A 15404-nucleotide genomic window follows, 5' to 3' on the forward strand; every position below is an offset into this window, starting at 1 on the left:
TACCATTCCGAACAGGGAAGTTAAGACCGTCAGCGCCGATGGTACTGCTATACCAAGTGGGAGAGTAGGTCGCCGCCTTGCTCGAAAGGTCCGTGCATCAATAGATGTTCGGACCTTTTTTTTTACCGGAACAAACCCTTTTCGCTATATTTATTGAAAAGGGATACCATGCTATATCGAACAACCTTCTTTCTTACCTTGTTATTCACATTATTTCAGTCGGCTTGTAAAGAGGTGCCGCCAATAGTGAAGAAAAAACCAAATGTAGTTTTTATCCTTGTAGATGATCTCGGACTTGTCGATTTAGGGGTAACGGGAAGCAGCTACTACGAAACACCACATATCAACGGCTTGGCCAAGCAGGGAATGATTTTCACCCAAGGGTACGCGGCAAGTAGGGTTTGTAGTCCGTCAAGAGCCAGTATCATGACAGGTAAATTCACCGCACGCCACGGTATTACCGACTGGATCGGTGCCAAATCTGGAGAGGCATGGCGTGAACACAATAGACATGATAAGTTACTTCCGGCAGCATACGTTCATAGTTTACCGAAAGACGATATCAGCTTGGCCGAAGCGATGAAAGATGGAGGGTATGCCACTTTCTTTTCAGGAAAATGGCATTTAGGAAGCGAAGGTTCTTATCCTGAAGATCACGGATTCGATAGTAATGTCGGGGGTTGGGACAAGGGGAGTCCTATTGGAGGGTATTTTTCCCCTTGGGAAAATCCCAAATTGGAAAACAGAAACGATGGTGAAAATCTTTCGATGCGCTTGGCGCAAGAAACCGCTTCATTTATAAAAAAGAATACAGAGGTTCCGTTCTTTGCTTTTCTATCATTTTATGCCGTTCATGGACCTATTCAGACCACAAGGGCCAAATGGCAAAAATATCGTGACAAGGCAAATGCATCGGATATTGCCGATAAAGGATATCAAATGGAACGCGTATTGCCTATCAGAGTTGTTCAGGATAATCCCATTTATGCCGGACTTGTTGAAAGTATGGATGAAGCGGTCGGGTTGGTTTTAAACACCTTGGTCGAAGCAGGTATCGATGATAATACTATTGTCATCTTTACTTCCGATAATGGTGGGGTGGCATCGGGTGATGCTTTTTCCACTTCGAATTTACCGCTACGTGGGGGCAAGGGGTACCAATGGGAAGGAGGAATACGCGAACCATATTTTATAAGAGTACCCTGGCTGCGGTCTAAGGGAATCGAGAATGATTATCCGGTCACCGGTGCCGATTTCTATCCTACGATATTGGATTTGGTTGGTTTGGATCCTCTTCCGGATCAACATGTTGATGGAATTAGTCTGAAGCCCGTATTGGAAGGGAAGAAGATGACCGTAAAGCGTCCCTTGTATTGGCATTATCCACACTACGGAAATCAAGGTGGTGAACCTTCATCCATTCTTCAGGAAGCCGGTTGGAAACTCATTCACTACTGGGAAGATGATCATGATGAACTCTATCAACTAGCTACCGACGTGGAAGAACGAAATGATTTGGCTGAAGCGTATCCGGAAATGAAAATCGCTATGCGCCAGAAACTGATGGAATGGCTCACCCAGGTCGGCGCAAATCTTCCTGAAAAAGATTTGGATTACGATGCCGAAAAAGCGTCGCAGCGTTCCAGAGACATGGTAGAGAAAAAATGGCCTTCCTTAGAAAAGCAACGATTGGATTTTCTCTCAACAGACTTCGAGCCCAATGCGGATTGGTGGGGTAGCAAGGTTACCAAAGATTGAATTGAATCCTATATTCTTGGTAGATCGCCTTCTCCTTTAAGGGGTAACAACGATTCTCCCATTAAGTATTTGTCTACATGATAAGCAGCTTGCCTGCCCTCCGAAATCGCCCAGACAATCAATGATTGGCCTCGACGTTGGTCACCAGCGGCAAAAACACCTGGAACATTGGTCATGTAATCGTTTTCCGATGCCTTTATATTGGTTCTTGAATCGGTTTCAAGGCCAAGTTGTTCAGCAATGCTCATTTCAGAACCAGTAAATCCGAGCGCCAATAGCGCCAACTCACACTTCCATTCTTTTTCTGTACCCTCGATTTCCTTCAATTGAGGTCGCTGCCCAGGAACTTTAATCCATTCTACTTCAGCGGTTACAAGACCTTTTAGGTTTCCTTTTTCATCACCAAGAAACCGTTTGGTCGAAATACTAAAGAATCGTTCGGCACCTTCCTTATGGGAAGAACTTGTGCGCAGACGCATAGGCCAAAAGGGCCATGGTTGGTTTTCGGGTCTTTCCGTAGTGGCCATCGGCATAATCTCGAAATTGGAGACCGATTTTGCCCCGTGTCGAAACGAAGTACCGATACAATCCGATCCCGTATCACCACCACCGATAACGATTACATCTTTGTCGGTTGCTTTGATTTCTTTCTTAAAGTTCGTGACTCCATCGACACGTCTATTATTTTGGGAAAGAAAATCCATAGCCTGTACAACGCCATTTAGGTCGGCCCCTTTTATAGGGAGTTTTCGTCGTATGGTAGCACCTCCTGAGAGCACTACGGCATCAAAATCATTGTTCAGTTCATCGGCCCTGATGTCTTTACCGACATGTATACCACATTTGAAAGTGATTCCCTCTTCCTCCAAAACGTTCAATCTGCGATCGATAACGTGCTTTTCCATTTTAAAATCAGGGATACCGTAGCGCAATAATCCGCCTGGTTTTTCGTCCCGTTCAAAAACGGTCACTAAGTGACCCGCCCGATTTAATTGTTGGGCAGCGGCCAGTCCCGCAGGACCTGAACCGACAACGGCCACCTTTTTACCTGTCCTTACGGCAGGGGTTTGTGCGGTAATCCAGCCTTTTTCAAAAGCGGTTTCGACAATATTTTTTTCAATATTCTCTATTGATACCGGGTCTTCATTGATACCCAATACACATGCTTCTTCACATGGGGCGGGGCACAGCCTGCCAGTAAACTCTGGGAAGTTGTTGGTAGAATGTAAGATGTGGGCCGCCTTTTCCCATTTCCCTCTATAAACCGCGTCATTGAAGTCGGGAATCAAATTGCCAAGCGGACAACCACTATGACAAAAAGGAATACCGCAATCCATACATCGCGCACCCTGATCTTTGAGTTCTTTTTCCGGCATGGGAATCGTGAACTCTTTATAATTCTTTACCCGCTCTTCAACCGGGGCATATGCTTCTACTTTTCTATCGAACTCCAAAAATCCTGTAATCTTTCCCATGTCTCGATTTATATAGTTTCCAATTTTTCTTTCTCCAAACGAATCAAGGCCTGTTTGTATTCCTCAGGGAATACCTTGATGAATTTCGGAAGGTACTCTTCCCAGTTTTCCAAAATGCGCTGGGCTAAGGGACTCATGGTATAGTTATAATGACTTTCGATAAGGTCCTTTAACTGCGCAATATCCTTATCTTCTTCCACTTTTAGTAAATTGAGGGAATCAGAGTTGCATTTTGTCCTAAAGGTATTTTTCTCGTCGAAAACGTAGGCGATACCACCACTCATTCCCGCACCAAAATTTCTTCCTACGTCACCTAAAATAACGGCCACCCCTCCGGTCATATATTCACAGCCATGGTCACCGATACCTTCAACAACGGCCTTTGCACCCGAATTTCGAACGCAAAAACGCTCCCCGGCTTTTCCGTTAATGTAGGCCCTTCCTGCTGTGGCTCCATACAACGTCACGTTGCCTGTTATCACATTATCTTCGGGAATAATGGTGGCGCCATCGGGTACTTTGATAACCAATTTGGCGCCCGACAAGCCCTTTCCAAGATAATCGTTCGTATTGCCGTTTACCGTCAAGGTCAGTCCTCTTGTGGCGAAGGCCCCAAAACTCTGGCCGGCCGAGCCTGTAAAGTTGAGGCGCAGGGTATTGATGGGTAGCCCCTGTGCTCCGTAAACCTTGGAGATTTCATTACTGATTATGGCTCCTACTGCGCGATCCGTATTTTTTATGGGATAGTCCAATGTCAATTTTTCTTTGCGAAATAATGATGGATTGGCCTTGCCGATAATATCAAATTCAATGGATTTATCCACATCATGTTGCTGCGGTTGGGTATTGTAAAATTTAGTTCCCGCTGGCACATCTACTTGATGTAGAATCGGTGTTAAGTCGATTCCAGCAGCCTTGTAGTGATCAAGGGCCTTCTTCCGGTCTAACTTCTCTACCTGGCCTACCATTTCATTGACGGTTCTAAACCCTAACTGCGCCATGATTTCCCGAAGCTCTTGGGCCACGAAATACATGTAGTTCACGACGTGTTCCGGTTTGCCCTCGAATTTTTTGCGCAATTCAGGATTCTGCGTTGCGATACCTACGGGACAGGTGTTCAAATGACAGACACGCATCATGATACAACCTGAGGCTACCAATGGAGCGGTCGCAAAACCGAACTCTTCGGCTCCCAACAAACAGGCAACGGCAACATCTCTACCAGTCTTCAACTGACCATCACACTCTAATACTATTCTATTGCGAAGGTCGTTCATGACCAGCGTCTGCTGTGCTTCTGCAATTCCTAACTCCCAAGGCAGTCCGGCATGCTTCAGTGATGTCAATGGAGAAGCACCGGTACCCCCGTCGAAGCCCGAGATCAATACCACATCCGCCTTTGCTTTGGCAACACCGGCAGCAACGGTACCGACGCCTACTTCGGACACCAATTTAACATTGATCCTCGCTTTGCGGTTGGCCGATTTCAAATCGTAAATCAGTTGCGATAAATCTTCAATGGAATAAATATCGTGATGTGGCGGTGGTGAAATCAATCCAACGTAAGGGGTGGAATTTCTAGTTTTGGCGATAGCCGGATTTACCTTAGGTCCCGGAAGTTGTCCCCCTTCCCCAGGTTTTGCCCCTTGGGCCATTTTAATTTGTATCTCTTGTGCGTTGGTCAGGTAATTCGATGTTACCCCAAAACGTCCGGAAGCTACTTGCTTGATGGCACTGTTGCGCCAATCACCGGTCGCATTTCTATAAAACCGTTCTTCCTCTTCACCCCCTTCACCGGAATTACTCTTCCCGCCGATACGGTTCATCGCGATTGCCAAGTTTTCATGTGCTTCCTTACTAATAGAACCGTAAGACATCGCACCGGTTTTAAAGCGCTTGACAATTTCTGTCCAAGGCTCTACCTCTTCAATTGGAATAGGGTCATATTTAGAAAACTCGAATAAGCCTCGAATGGTCATTAGGTTTTTCGATTGCTCGTTCACCATATCGGAGAATTCTTTATAACTGGCCGGTTCATTGTTCCGGACCGCATTTTGAAGTTTTGCAATTGACAACGGATTGAACATATGCTTTTCACCATCTCGCCTCCAACGGTATTCCCCACCCATCTCCAAGTCGAGATTGGCGGCAACTTCTTTTTTGGCAAAGGCCTTCGCGTGACGTTTCGCAATTTCCTTTTCTATTTCATACAGTCCGATACCCTGAATTCTGGTCGGTGTATTGGGGAAATACTTTTCTACCACTTTGGTGTTGATTCCGATACATTCAAACAGTTGTGACCCCCTATAGGAGTTCAAAGTAGAGATTCCTATTTTATTCATTACTTTGAGAATACCCTTTCCAACCGCCTTATTATAATTCTCTATGGCTTCATCAAAGGTGTACTCGGTGATATCCAATTCCTCTATTTGTTCTCCAATGATTTCGTTGACCAAGTACGGATTAATAGCACTTGCCCCGAAACCGAACAATAGGGCGAAATGATGCACTTCACGAGGTTCAGCCGATTCGATAATGATACTGAGCTTCGAACGTTTGCCCAATTTTTGCAACCCACTATTTACGTATGACAATGCCAAAAGCGGTGGAATGGGAGCTTCTTTTTCATTTACATTTCTGTCGGATAATATGATGATGTTCGCTTCATCGTCGACTGCTTCGGAAGCTTGCTTTAGAATAGATTCCAGAGCATCTTCCAATCCATTGTGTCCCCTTTCAATTTCGTAAAGTGTCGGAATGGATACTACTTTGTAATCGGGACTAACATCATAGTTTTTGATTTTATCCAAATCTTCTTTGGAGATGACCGGATTCTGAATTTTAAGTTTTCTACAATGCAGTTCGTTGAAATCAAAAATATTGTAGTCGCTACCTAGAGTAAGACTGATGTCGGTAATCAACTCTTCTCGAATACCATCAAGCGGAGGGTTGGTGACCTGCGCGAAAAGTTGCTTAAAATAGTTGTAAATGAGTTGTGGCCGTTCCGATAAGACGGCAATCGGGGTGTCCGATCCCATCGAACCAATAGGTTCTTTGGCATTTTTTCCCATGGGAAGAATAATGGTATTAATATCTTCCAAGGTATAGCCAAAAACCGATTTCCGCTTCTCTAAAGTTGCTTCACCTAGGAAGAGTGGGCAATCGTTATATGGAATGTCCTTTAAGTGCACTAAATTCTTATCCAACCACTTTTTGTATGGATGTCTCTTCGCGATATCCTCCTTGATTTCCTCATCGTTTACGATTCGGCCTTCCTCCATGTTCACCAAGAACATTTTTCCAGGTTCTAGCCTTCCATGGAATTCTACATTTTTAGGTTCGATATCCACGACTCCTACTTCAGATGACATGATTACATAATCATCCTTCGTAACGGTGTATCGGGAAGGCCGAAGTCCGTTTCGATCCAAAACGGCCCCGATATAATTTCCATCTGTAAAAGGTACCGAGGCTGGCCCATCCCAGGGTTCCATCATGCACGAATGATATTCATAGAAAGCCCGTTTGGCTTCAGACATGTTGTCATTCTTTTCCCAAGCTTCAGGGACCAATATCATCATGACTTCAGGCAATGAACGGCCGGTCATTAGTAATAACTCGACAACCATATCCATTGTGGCGGAATCCGATTTTCCCGGGAGTATAATGGGAAGAATATTCTTGATCTCTTCTCCAAACCAATCGCTTTTGAGCAGTTCTTCCCTCGAGCGCATCCGAGATACATTACCTCTTAGGGTATTGATTTCCCCATTGTGGCACATATACCTGAAGGGCTGGGCCAGATCCCAAGTTGGGAAGGTGTTGGTAGAAAATCGTTGATGTACCAAAGAAAGCCTTGTAACGACCCTAGGGTCCATGAGGTCTTTATAATACAGGCTGATGTCCTTGGGCATCAATAGACCTTTGAAAATGATAATTTTCGTAGATAAGCTGGGGAGATAGAAAAACTGACTTTCGGAAAGTTTAGAGTTGATAATATGATGTTCCGTAACCTTTCTAGCTATAAAAAGTTTGAGATTGAATTGAAATTCATCTTGATTCTTGTTTTCCTTTGCGACGAACAGTTGTTTGACAAAGGGTTCCGTTTCCATGGCGATTCGACCCGGTACCGATCGATTGACCGGAACATCGCGCCAACCTAGAAGCTGAAGCCCTTGTTCTTTAATGTTCTTTTCGAAAACGGAAATGCAATACTCTCGCTGATTCTCTTTCTGCGGTAAAAAGACATTGCTGACAGCATAATCTCCTGGTTCGGGAAGTTCGAAACTGCAAACGTCCTTAAAAAAATTATGTGGGATATCAATTAGAATTCCTGCGCCATCACCCGTTTTTCCATCTGCGCTAACCGCCCCGCGATGTTCTAGCTTGTCCAAGATTTCCAAAGCCTTATGAATAATGTCATTCGACTTTTTACCCTTCAAGCTACATATGAAACCTGCTCCGCAATTGTCATGTTCAAAATCTGGCAGGTACAATCCTTGTTTTCTCAATGTCATGTTCTAAATCTTTATCGCTGCACCGTCATTATTTTTTGACGACGACAGCTTATAAAAATATCACTTTTGTTGAACTATCCATGAAGATTAACATGGAATACAACAAAAAACACAACGATTGTAATATATCATAAGAAAATCTTAAAATTCGAAATTTTATCCCCTAAAAACTGAGATTATCATAATGCGATTTATCGGTTTTGAGTTAACTAGAGGTTAGTCTTTTAAAATACTCCTAGAGATGACGATTTTCTGGATTTCGGAAGTGCCCTCATAGATCTGCGTTATTTTCGCGTCACGCATCAGACGTTCAACATGATAGTCTTTTACGAACCCGTTACCACCATGTATCTGAACGGCTTCTACAGTCGTCTCCATGGCCACTTGGGAGGCATAGAGTTTGGCCATCGCACCGGAAAGATCATAATTGTGGTCATTATCTTTGTCCACTGCAGCTTTATAGACCAAATGTCTTGCAGCCTCGATTTGGGTATGCATATCGGCTAGTTTAAAGGCAATGGCCTGATGGTTGCTAATTTCGGTACCGAATGCCTTTCGTTCTTTAGAATACTTGAGCGCTAATTCATAGGCTCCTGCAGCAATGCCTAGTGCTTGGGCGGCGATACCGATTCGGCCGCCCGCCAGTGTTTTCATCGCGAATTTGAATCCGAAACCGTCTGCGCCGATTCTATTGGTCTTGGGTACTTTCACATCATTGAATATCAAGGAGTGTGTGTCGCTGCCACGAATACCTAATTTATTTTCTTTTGGGCCTATTTCAAAACCTTCCATACCCTTCTCAACAATAAGTGCATTGATGCCTTTATGGCCTTTTTCCCTATCGGTCTGGGCTATGACGAGATACACTTCTGCGGTATTTCCATTGGTGATCCAGTTTTTGGTTCCGTTCAAGATATAGTGGTCACCTTTATCTATGGCAGTGGTTTTCTGTGATGTAGCATCACTACCTGCTTCCGGTTCCGATAGGCAAAAAGCACCTATTACTTCGCCTGAGGCTAATCGGGTCAAGTACTTTTGTTTTTGTTCTTCCGTGCCATAGGTTTCCAGGCCATAGCATACCAATGAATTATTCACGGAGACCACTACGGAAGCCGAGGCGTCTATTTTGGAAAGCTCTTCCATTGCGATGACATAGGAAAGGGTGTCCATGCCGCTACCGTTGTATTTAGGGTCCACCATCATCCCCATAAAACCAAGTTCGCCCAATTTCTTTACTTGCTCAATTGGAAAGCGTTGTTCTTCATCTCTTTCAATGACCTCGGGAAGCAATTCTTGCTGTGCAAAATCCCGTGCGGCCTGCTGTATCATGAGGTGTTCTTCCGACAATGAAAAATCCATAGTATAATTCTTTTTGAGTATGTGCAAAGATACATTTATGACCTAAAAAGCCGATGATTTGACCGAAGCTTTTTATAGCCGCATTTTTTTCTTCAGGAGTCAATTAAATTATTGGCAAAACCCTAGCTATCATTTATATTTGCCTGCAACCCCGGTTTTAAATTGATTTAATATAAATACGCGATGAGGCAGCACTAACCCCTTTTGGGGGACAATGAAATTCTTGCATAGGAAACCGTTCAAAGCGGTAGTAATCGAATATTGGAATTAAATCAAAAGTAAAGAATGAAAGAGTTATTAAGTGCCTACGAAAACAAACCTCCTGAAATCGTATTTAACTGGAAGGACCCAGAAACAGAGGCCGAAGGCTGGACGGTAATCAATTCACTTAGAGGTGGAGCTGCTGGAGGAGGCACCCGAATGCGGGAGGGTCTCGATATGAACGAGGTATTATCGTTAGCCAAGACGATGGAGGTAAAATTTACGGTTTCGGGGCCGCCTATTGGGGGTGCGAAATCGGGTATTAATTTTAACCCCAATGATCCTAGAAAGAGCGGGGTCTTAAAACGCTGGTATCATGCGGTAGCCCCATTACTTAAAAGTTATTATGGTACTGGTGGTGACTTGAATGTGGATGAGATCCATGAAGTCATTCCAATTACGGAAGATGCCGGGGTCTGGCACCCTCAGGAAGGCGTATTTAATGGACATTTTAGACCGACCGAAGCTGATAAAATCAATCGTATCGGTCAGTTAAGACTCGGCGTAATAAAGGCCTTGGAAAGCCCGAAACTTTCACCCGACATTTCTAGGAAATATACCGTAGCTGATATGATTACAGGCTTCGGTGTGGCAGAAGCCGTAAGTCATTATTATGCCATTTATGGGGGTAATGTAATGGGTAAAAAAGCTGTTGTCCAGGGTTTTGGCAATGTTGGAAGTGCTGCCGCCTACTATCTTTCGCAGATGGGCGCGAAGATTGTCGGAATTATAGATAGAGCAGGGGGAGTCATCAATGAAGAAGGCTTTTCCTTCGAAGAGATTCAGGAATTCTTTCTCAACAAAAAAGGCAATAGTCTTATGGCCAGTGCGGATGAGATGATTCCTTTTGATGAAATCAAAGAGAGGATATGGACACTTCAGACCGAGATTTTTGCTCCGTGTGCGGCTTCAAGATTAATTACCAAAGAACAGATAACCCAGATGATCGATACCGGTTTGGAAGTAATCTCCTGTGGTGCCAATGTTCCTTTCGCGGATAAAGAAATATTTTTCGGCCCCGTAATGGAGTACACTGATGGTAGGGTCAGCTTGATTCCTGATTTCGTTTCCAACTGTGGAATGGCTCGTGTTTTTGCCTATTTCATGGAAAAAAGAGTAGGTATTGATGATGAATTGATATTTAAAGATACTTCAGATACCATTCGAAAGGCAATTTTAAATATCTTTAAGCAAAATCCCTCGAAAACCAATTTGAGCAAAACCGGATTTGAAATAGCATTGAAACAATTAATCTAAACCAACTAACTATATGGAATCAGCAATTATCCTCGTTTTCGTTTTGGGTTATTTAGCGATAACCCTAGAGCACAATCTAAAAATCGATAAGTTAATACCAGCTTTGGTCATGATGGCTATTTGTTGGGCGCTGATTGCATTGGGAATAGATGGCTTTACGACTTGGTTTGATTCGGGGGCCCATGCGCTAGTTGACAATTTTGCAGGAATGGATCATGAAGGGAAGCTCCATTTGATGGAGGAGACCCTGCTGCATCATTTAGGAAAGACGGCAGAGATATTGGTCTTCCTTTTAGGGGCAATGACTATTGTGGAAATCATTGATTATTTCGATGGTTTTGCGACGATCAAGGGTTTTGTGAAGACAAAAAGCAAGAGCAAGATCTTATGGATTTTCTGTTTTTTGGCTTTTATCCTATCCGCAATAATCGATAACCTTACGGCTACCATCGTGCTGATTTCCATCTTGCAGAAAATCGTAAAGGAACGAGATGTCCGTATCTGGTACGCCGGTTTGATTATTATTGCCGCTAACGCCGGTGGTGCTTGGTCTCCAATTGGAGACGTGACTACTACCATGCTTTGGATCGGAAATAAGGTGTCAACTGTGAAATTGATTAGTTACCTATTGATTCCCTCCTTACTTTGTATGTTGGTTCCTGCCTTTGTGGCCTCGTTTCTACCAGCTTTCAAAGGCAACCTAAACACTTCGGACGAAGAAGATAAACCCGCGGGCAAGTTAAGTGCAAGAATGTTGTATTTGGGTCTTGGGGCGATTGTTTTTGTGCCGATATTTAAGACGGTGACACACTTGCCACCTTATGTGGGCATGATGCTTTCTTTAGGAGTGGTGGCAACATTTGCGGAAATTTACAGTAAGAGTAAGTTCAATATTAGTAGTGTTCATGACGATGATGGCGAACATATATCGGCCCATCATAGCCCAGTACATCATTCGTTATCTAAAATAGAGTTGCCGAGTATTCTATTCTTTCTAGGTATTTTGATGGCAGTAGCCGCTTTAGAATCTTTGGGTCAGTTATTTGGTTTCGCCTCTTGGTTGCAAGAGAGCACACCAATGTTAGGAAGCGAAATGGTAGGTACCCGTGTTTCGGATTTGGTCGTACTGTTATTGGGGGTCGGATCCGCGGTAATTGACAATGTGCCATTGGTGGCTGCGAGTTTGGGGATGTTCTCTGAACCCCTTGATGACCAGTTATGGCATTTCATTGCGTATTCTGCGGGAACCGGGGGTAGTATGCTGATTATTGGATCTGCCGCAGGTGTTGTAGCCATGGGTATGGAAAAAATCGATTTTTTCTGGTATTTGAAAAAAATCTCGTGGCTCGCTTTTATCGGGTTTTTGGCCGGGGCACTGACCTTTATTTTAATGCGACAATTTATTTGAGGCCAGATAATTTAATAGATAAAACACCGTTATAAAGGCAACACTAATACTGTAAAAATTTATGTTGTTATTTCAAGACCTTGCGCAAGACCCAGAAATGGGGGATGTACTATCCGAGGAAAAGACACTTTCAGTAATTGATCTGATATTTAATGGGGGCACTGGTAGCGTTGTTATCATAACTGTGCTCTTTATCATGCTTTTTATTGCTTTGTATATTTATTTTGAGCGCATCTTTGCGATAAAGGCAGCCTCCAAAATAGACAGCAATTTCATGAACCAGATTCGTGACCACGTTTCAGGCGGAAAGCTCGATGCCGCAAAAATGCTGTGCGCCCAAACTGATTCGCCGGTTGCGAGATTGACCGAAAAAGGAATTTCAAGAATCGGAAAACCTCTGGATGACATCAATACCGCGATAGAAAATGCGGGCACTCTTGAGGTCTATAAATTGGAGAAAAACGTAAGCATATTGGCCACTGTTGCAGGTGCTGCGCCCATGATCGGCTTCTTAGGAACAGTAATTGGTATGATTTTGGCATTCCATGAAATGGCCACAAGTGGTGGTCAGGCAGAAATGGGGTCTTTGGCTTCGGGTATTTATACCGCCATGACTACTACCGTTGCAGGTTTGATTGTTGGTATAATCGCTTATATAGGCTATAATCACCTCGTCAACCGAACAGATAAGGTGGTGCATAAAATGGAAGCCAATGCTGTTGAGTTTTTGGATTTACTGAACGAACCGCTTTAATCTTCTAGGATGAAATTGAAAGGAAGAAATAAGGTAAGCCCTGACTTTAGTATGTCTTCGATGACGGATATCGTTTTTCTGTTATTGATATTTTTCATGCTCACAGCGAACTCGCCAAATGCCTTGGATCTTTTATTGCCTAAGGCAAAAGGAAAATCAACGAATACACAGAATGTTTCCGTAAGTATTGACAAGAACCTTCAATACTTTGTGAATAACCAAAGAATCAACGGAGACTATATTGAAATTGAATTAAAAAAAGCACTGGAAGGTCAAGATAAACCTACAATTATCCTAAGGGCGGAAGAAAGTGTCGCCATTAAAGAGGCTGTCAACGTTATGGATATAGCCAATAGGAACAATTATAAAGTTATTTTGGCCGTGCGACCCAATTAGCGCATGTCCTTTTTAGATACGAGACACAAGAAAAAATCCTTTACACTTACTACGCTATTGTTAAGTGTGCTCCTGCTTGTATTATTCTACATCGGGCTCACTTACATGGATCCTCCAATTGAGAACGGTATTTCGGTCAATTTCGGCACAACGGACTTTGGAAGTGGAAGAGTGCAACCCAAAGAAAAAATTCGATCTGAACCGATGAACACACCACCTGTAGAACCTGTTAAGCAAGAAGAGGTACAAGAGGAAGTAGTGGAAGAGGAGGTCATAGAAGAAGTGCCTGAAGAGGTCACCGCCAAAGAAGCTCCGGCCGAGAAAGTATTGACTCAGGAAAATGAAGAGTCCGTAAGGATAAAAAAGGCCCGTGAAGAAAAGAGAAGAGCTGAGGATGCGGCCAGGGAAGAACAAAAACGAAAAGAGGAGGCGCTCAAAAGGGAAAAAGCAAAAGCCGCTAAACTAGCGCAGCAGAAAAAAGAAGCCGGAGAGAAAGCCAGGAGGGAACAAGAAGCTAAAAAGAAGAAGCTCGATGAAATGATGGGTGGTCTGAATAAGTCCGACGGCATAGCATCGGGTTCGGAGGGTGACGATGACAGGGCCGGCGACAAAGGCCAACCAGGAGGTGATCCCTATGCTACGAGTTATTACGGTAGTCCGGGTTCCGGTAGCGGAACCGGTGGGTACGGGCTTAATGGACGTTCTCTTGTGAACAAGGGAAAAGTGAAACAAGAATGCAATGAAGAAGGAAGGGTGGTCGTGAAGATCATAGTAGATAAAAATGGTAGGGTGGTCAGTGCTACCCCAGGAGTAAAGGGTACCACGAACAATAGTCCTTGTTTATTAGATCCGGCCAAAAAGACTGCCTTTTTGCACAAATGGAACCTCGATTCAAATGCTCCTAGTCAACAAATAGGTTTTGTGGTCGTCAATTTCAAACTAGGGGAATAGGTGACCTATAAAGAAACCTTGGATTGGATGTTTTCACGACTTCCAATGTATCAGCAAAAGGGCAAGAGTGCTTATAATGGAAAATTGGAACCCATTAAGAAGTTTGCCGCTTTTCTAGACCATCCAGAGAATAAATTCAAGAGCATTCATGTAGCCGGCACCAATGGCAAGGGCTCTAGTAGTCACATGCTGGCTTCCATACTTCAAGAAGCCGGATATCACGTCGGCCTATATACCTCTCCGCATCTAAAGGATTATCGCGAACGTATTAAAATCAGTGGCCAACCCATTTCGGAGTCAGCGGTCATTGAGTTTATTTCGGATAATAAATGGTTTTTAGAAGAAAATGAGCTTTCCTTTTTTGAGATGAGCGTAGGTCTCGCCTTTGACTACTTTGCCAATCAAAACGTCGACATAGCAATTATTGAAGTAGGCCTTGGAGGACGATTGGATTCTACGAATATCATTACCCCTGAGGTATCGTTGATTACGAATATCGGTTTGGACCATGTTGATATTTTGGGAAAGACCTTAAAGGAAATCGCTTTCGAGAAGGCCGGAATTATTAAGGAAGGGGTGCCCGTGGTTATCAGTGAGCGACAAGATGAGCTGGTAGGAACGTTTAAATCTGTTGCAAATAGTAAAAACACAACGGTTGTTCTTGCTGAGCGTACAGTAATTGCGGAGTACAAAACGGGTTTATTGGGCGACTACCAAAAAAAGAATATGAAAGGGGTAATCGCTACGCTTCGTGAATTAAGGGAATTCAAAATAAACGAAGCCCATATCAAGGAGGGTTTTTTAAATGTGATAACAAATACAGGTATCTTAGGCCGTTGGCAGATACTTCAGGAAAACCCAAAAGTAGTTTGTGATACTGCCCATAATACAGAAGGATTGCGCTTAGTTCTAGATCAGATACAAAAACAGGACTATGATAAATTGCATATGGTATTGGGTTTTGTGAAAGATAAAGACCTTGAGGCGATTCTTCCTTTATTTCCCAAAAAAGCAAGCTATTATTTGGCGAAACCGAATATTCCAAGAGGATTGGAGGTTGAAAAGTTACTTGAAAAAACCCGCGGATTCGGTTTGACAGGAGAATCGTTTGATTCCGTTAAGAATGCCTTGGAATCGGCGCTTCAAGCCTCCAAAAAGGATGATTTCGTTTTTGTCGGCGGTAGTACATTCACGGTGGCTGAAGTTGTCTAATATTTTCTATTTTTTTCTTTTGGTCAAAGAAAAAACAATCCTATATTTGCAATCCC

The 15404-nt window shown here is 43.4% G+C and carries 10 protein-coding genes and 1 rRNA gene; 8 read left to right on the plus strand and 3 right to left on the minus strand.

Features of this window, described 5'->3' with window-relative positions; genetic code table 11:
* Positions 1 to 81, plus strand: a 5S ribosomal RNA gene (rrf, locus tag ACKWCA_RS23995); the annotation flags it as partial.
* An 87-nt stretch (positions 82 to 168) separates the two neighbouring features.
* The gene (locus ACKWCA_RS19925; protein WP_413980000.1) at positions 169 to 1758 is read left to right on the plus strand and encodes a sulfatase; all 1590 of its coding nucleotides are present in this window, start codon (positions 169 to 171) and stop codon (positions 1756 to 1758) included.
* An 8-nt stretch (positions 1759 to 1766) separates the two neighbouring features.
* On the opposite strand, the gene ACKWCA_RS19930 is transcribed toward ACKWCA_RS19925, so the two are convergent.
* From ACKWCA_RS19930 to ACKWCA_RS19940, 3 genes are all read right to left on the minus strand, one after another.
* The gene (locus ACKWCA_RS19930) at positions 1767 to 3233 is read right to left on the minus strand and encodes a glutamate synthase subunit beta (protein ID WP_413980001.1); all 1467 of its coding nucleotides are present in this window, start codon (positions 3231 to 3233) and stop codon (positions 1767 to 1769) included.
* Between the two features lie 8 nt (positions 3234 to 3241).
* A complete protein-coding gene (gltB, locus tag ACKWCA_RS19935) occupies positions 3242 to 7750 on the minus strand; it encodes a glutamate synthase large subunit (RefSeq protein ID WP_413980002.1) in 4509 nt (1502 codons plus the stop codon).
* A 216-nt stretch (positions 7751 to 7966) separates the two neighbouring features.
* On the minus strand, positions 7967 to 9109 hold the full coding sequence (locus ACKWCA_RS19940; protein ID WP_413980003.1) for an acyl-CoA dehydrogenase family protein: 1143 nt from the start codon (positions 9107 to 9109) through the stop codon (positions 7967 to 7969).
* A 285-nt stretch (positions 9110 to 9394) separates the two neighbouring features.
* Between ACKWCA_RS19940 and ACKWCA_RS19945 the strand changes: the two genes are divergently transcribed.
* The 6 genes from ACKWCA_RS19945 to ACKWCA_RS19970 all read left to right on the plus strand — a co-directional run bounded on the left by ACKWCA_RS19945 (position 9395) and on the right by ACKWCA_RS19970 (position 15348).
* Positions 9395 to 10627, plus strand: a complete 1233-nt coding sequence (locus tag ACKWCA_RS19945) for a Glu/Leu/Phe/Val dehydrogenase dimerization domain-containing protein (protein WP_413980004.1) — start codon at positions 9395 to 9397, stop codon at positions 10625 to 10627.
* A gap of 13 nt (positions 10628 to 10640) precedes the next feature.
* Positions 10641 to 12035, plus strand: coding sequence for a sodium:proton antiporter NhaD (gene nhaD / locus ACKWCA_RS19950; RefSeq protein WP_413980005.1), 1395 nt, complete (start codon positions 10641 to 10643; stop codon positions 12033 to 12035).
* A 61-nt stretch (positions 12036 to 12096) separates the two neighbouring features.
* Complete coding sequence (locus ACKWCA_RS19955; RefSeq protein ID WP_413980006.1) at positions 12097 to 12789, plus strand: MotA/TolQ/ExbB proton channel family protein; 693 nt, start codon at positions 12097 to 12099, stop codon at positions 12787 to 12789.
* A 9-nt stretch (positions 12790 to 12798) separates the two neighbouring features.
* Positions 12799 to 13185 (plus strand): ExbD/TolR family protein, encoded by a 387-nt coding sequence (locus ACKWCA_RS19960; protein WP_413980007.1) that lies wholly within the window; start codon positions 12799 to 12801, stop codon positions 13183 to 13185.
* 3 nt (positions 13186 to 13188) lie between these two features.
* Positions 13189 to 14136, plus strand: coding sequence for an energy transducer TonB (locus ACKWCA_RS19965; RefSeq protein ID WP_413980008.1), 948 nt, complete (start codon positions 13189 to 13191; stop codon positions 14134 to 14136).
* On the plus strand, positions 14137 to 15348 hold the full coding sequence (locus ACKWCA_RS19970; protein WP_413980009.1) for a bifunctional folylpolyglutamate synthase/dihydrofolate synthase: 1212 nt from the start codon (positions 14137 to 14139) through the stop codon (positions 15346 to 15348).
* Positions 15349 to 15404: the final 56 nt, after the last annotated feature.

This window comes from Maribacter corallii, from assembly GCF_047345415.1.
GTDB lineage: Bacteria > Bacteroidota > Bacteroidia > Flavobacteriales > Flavobacteriaceae > Maribacter_C.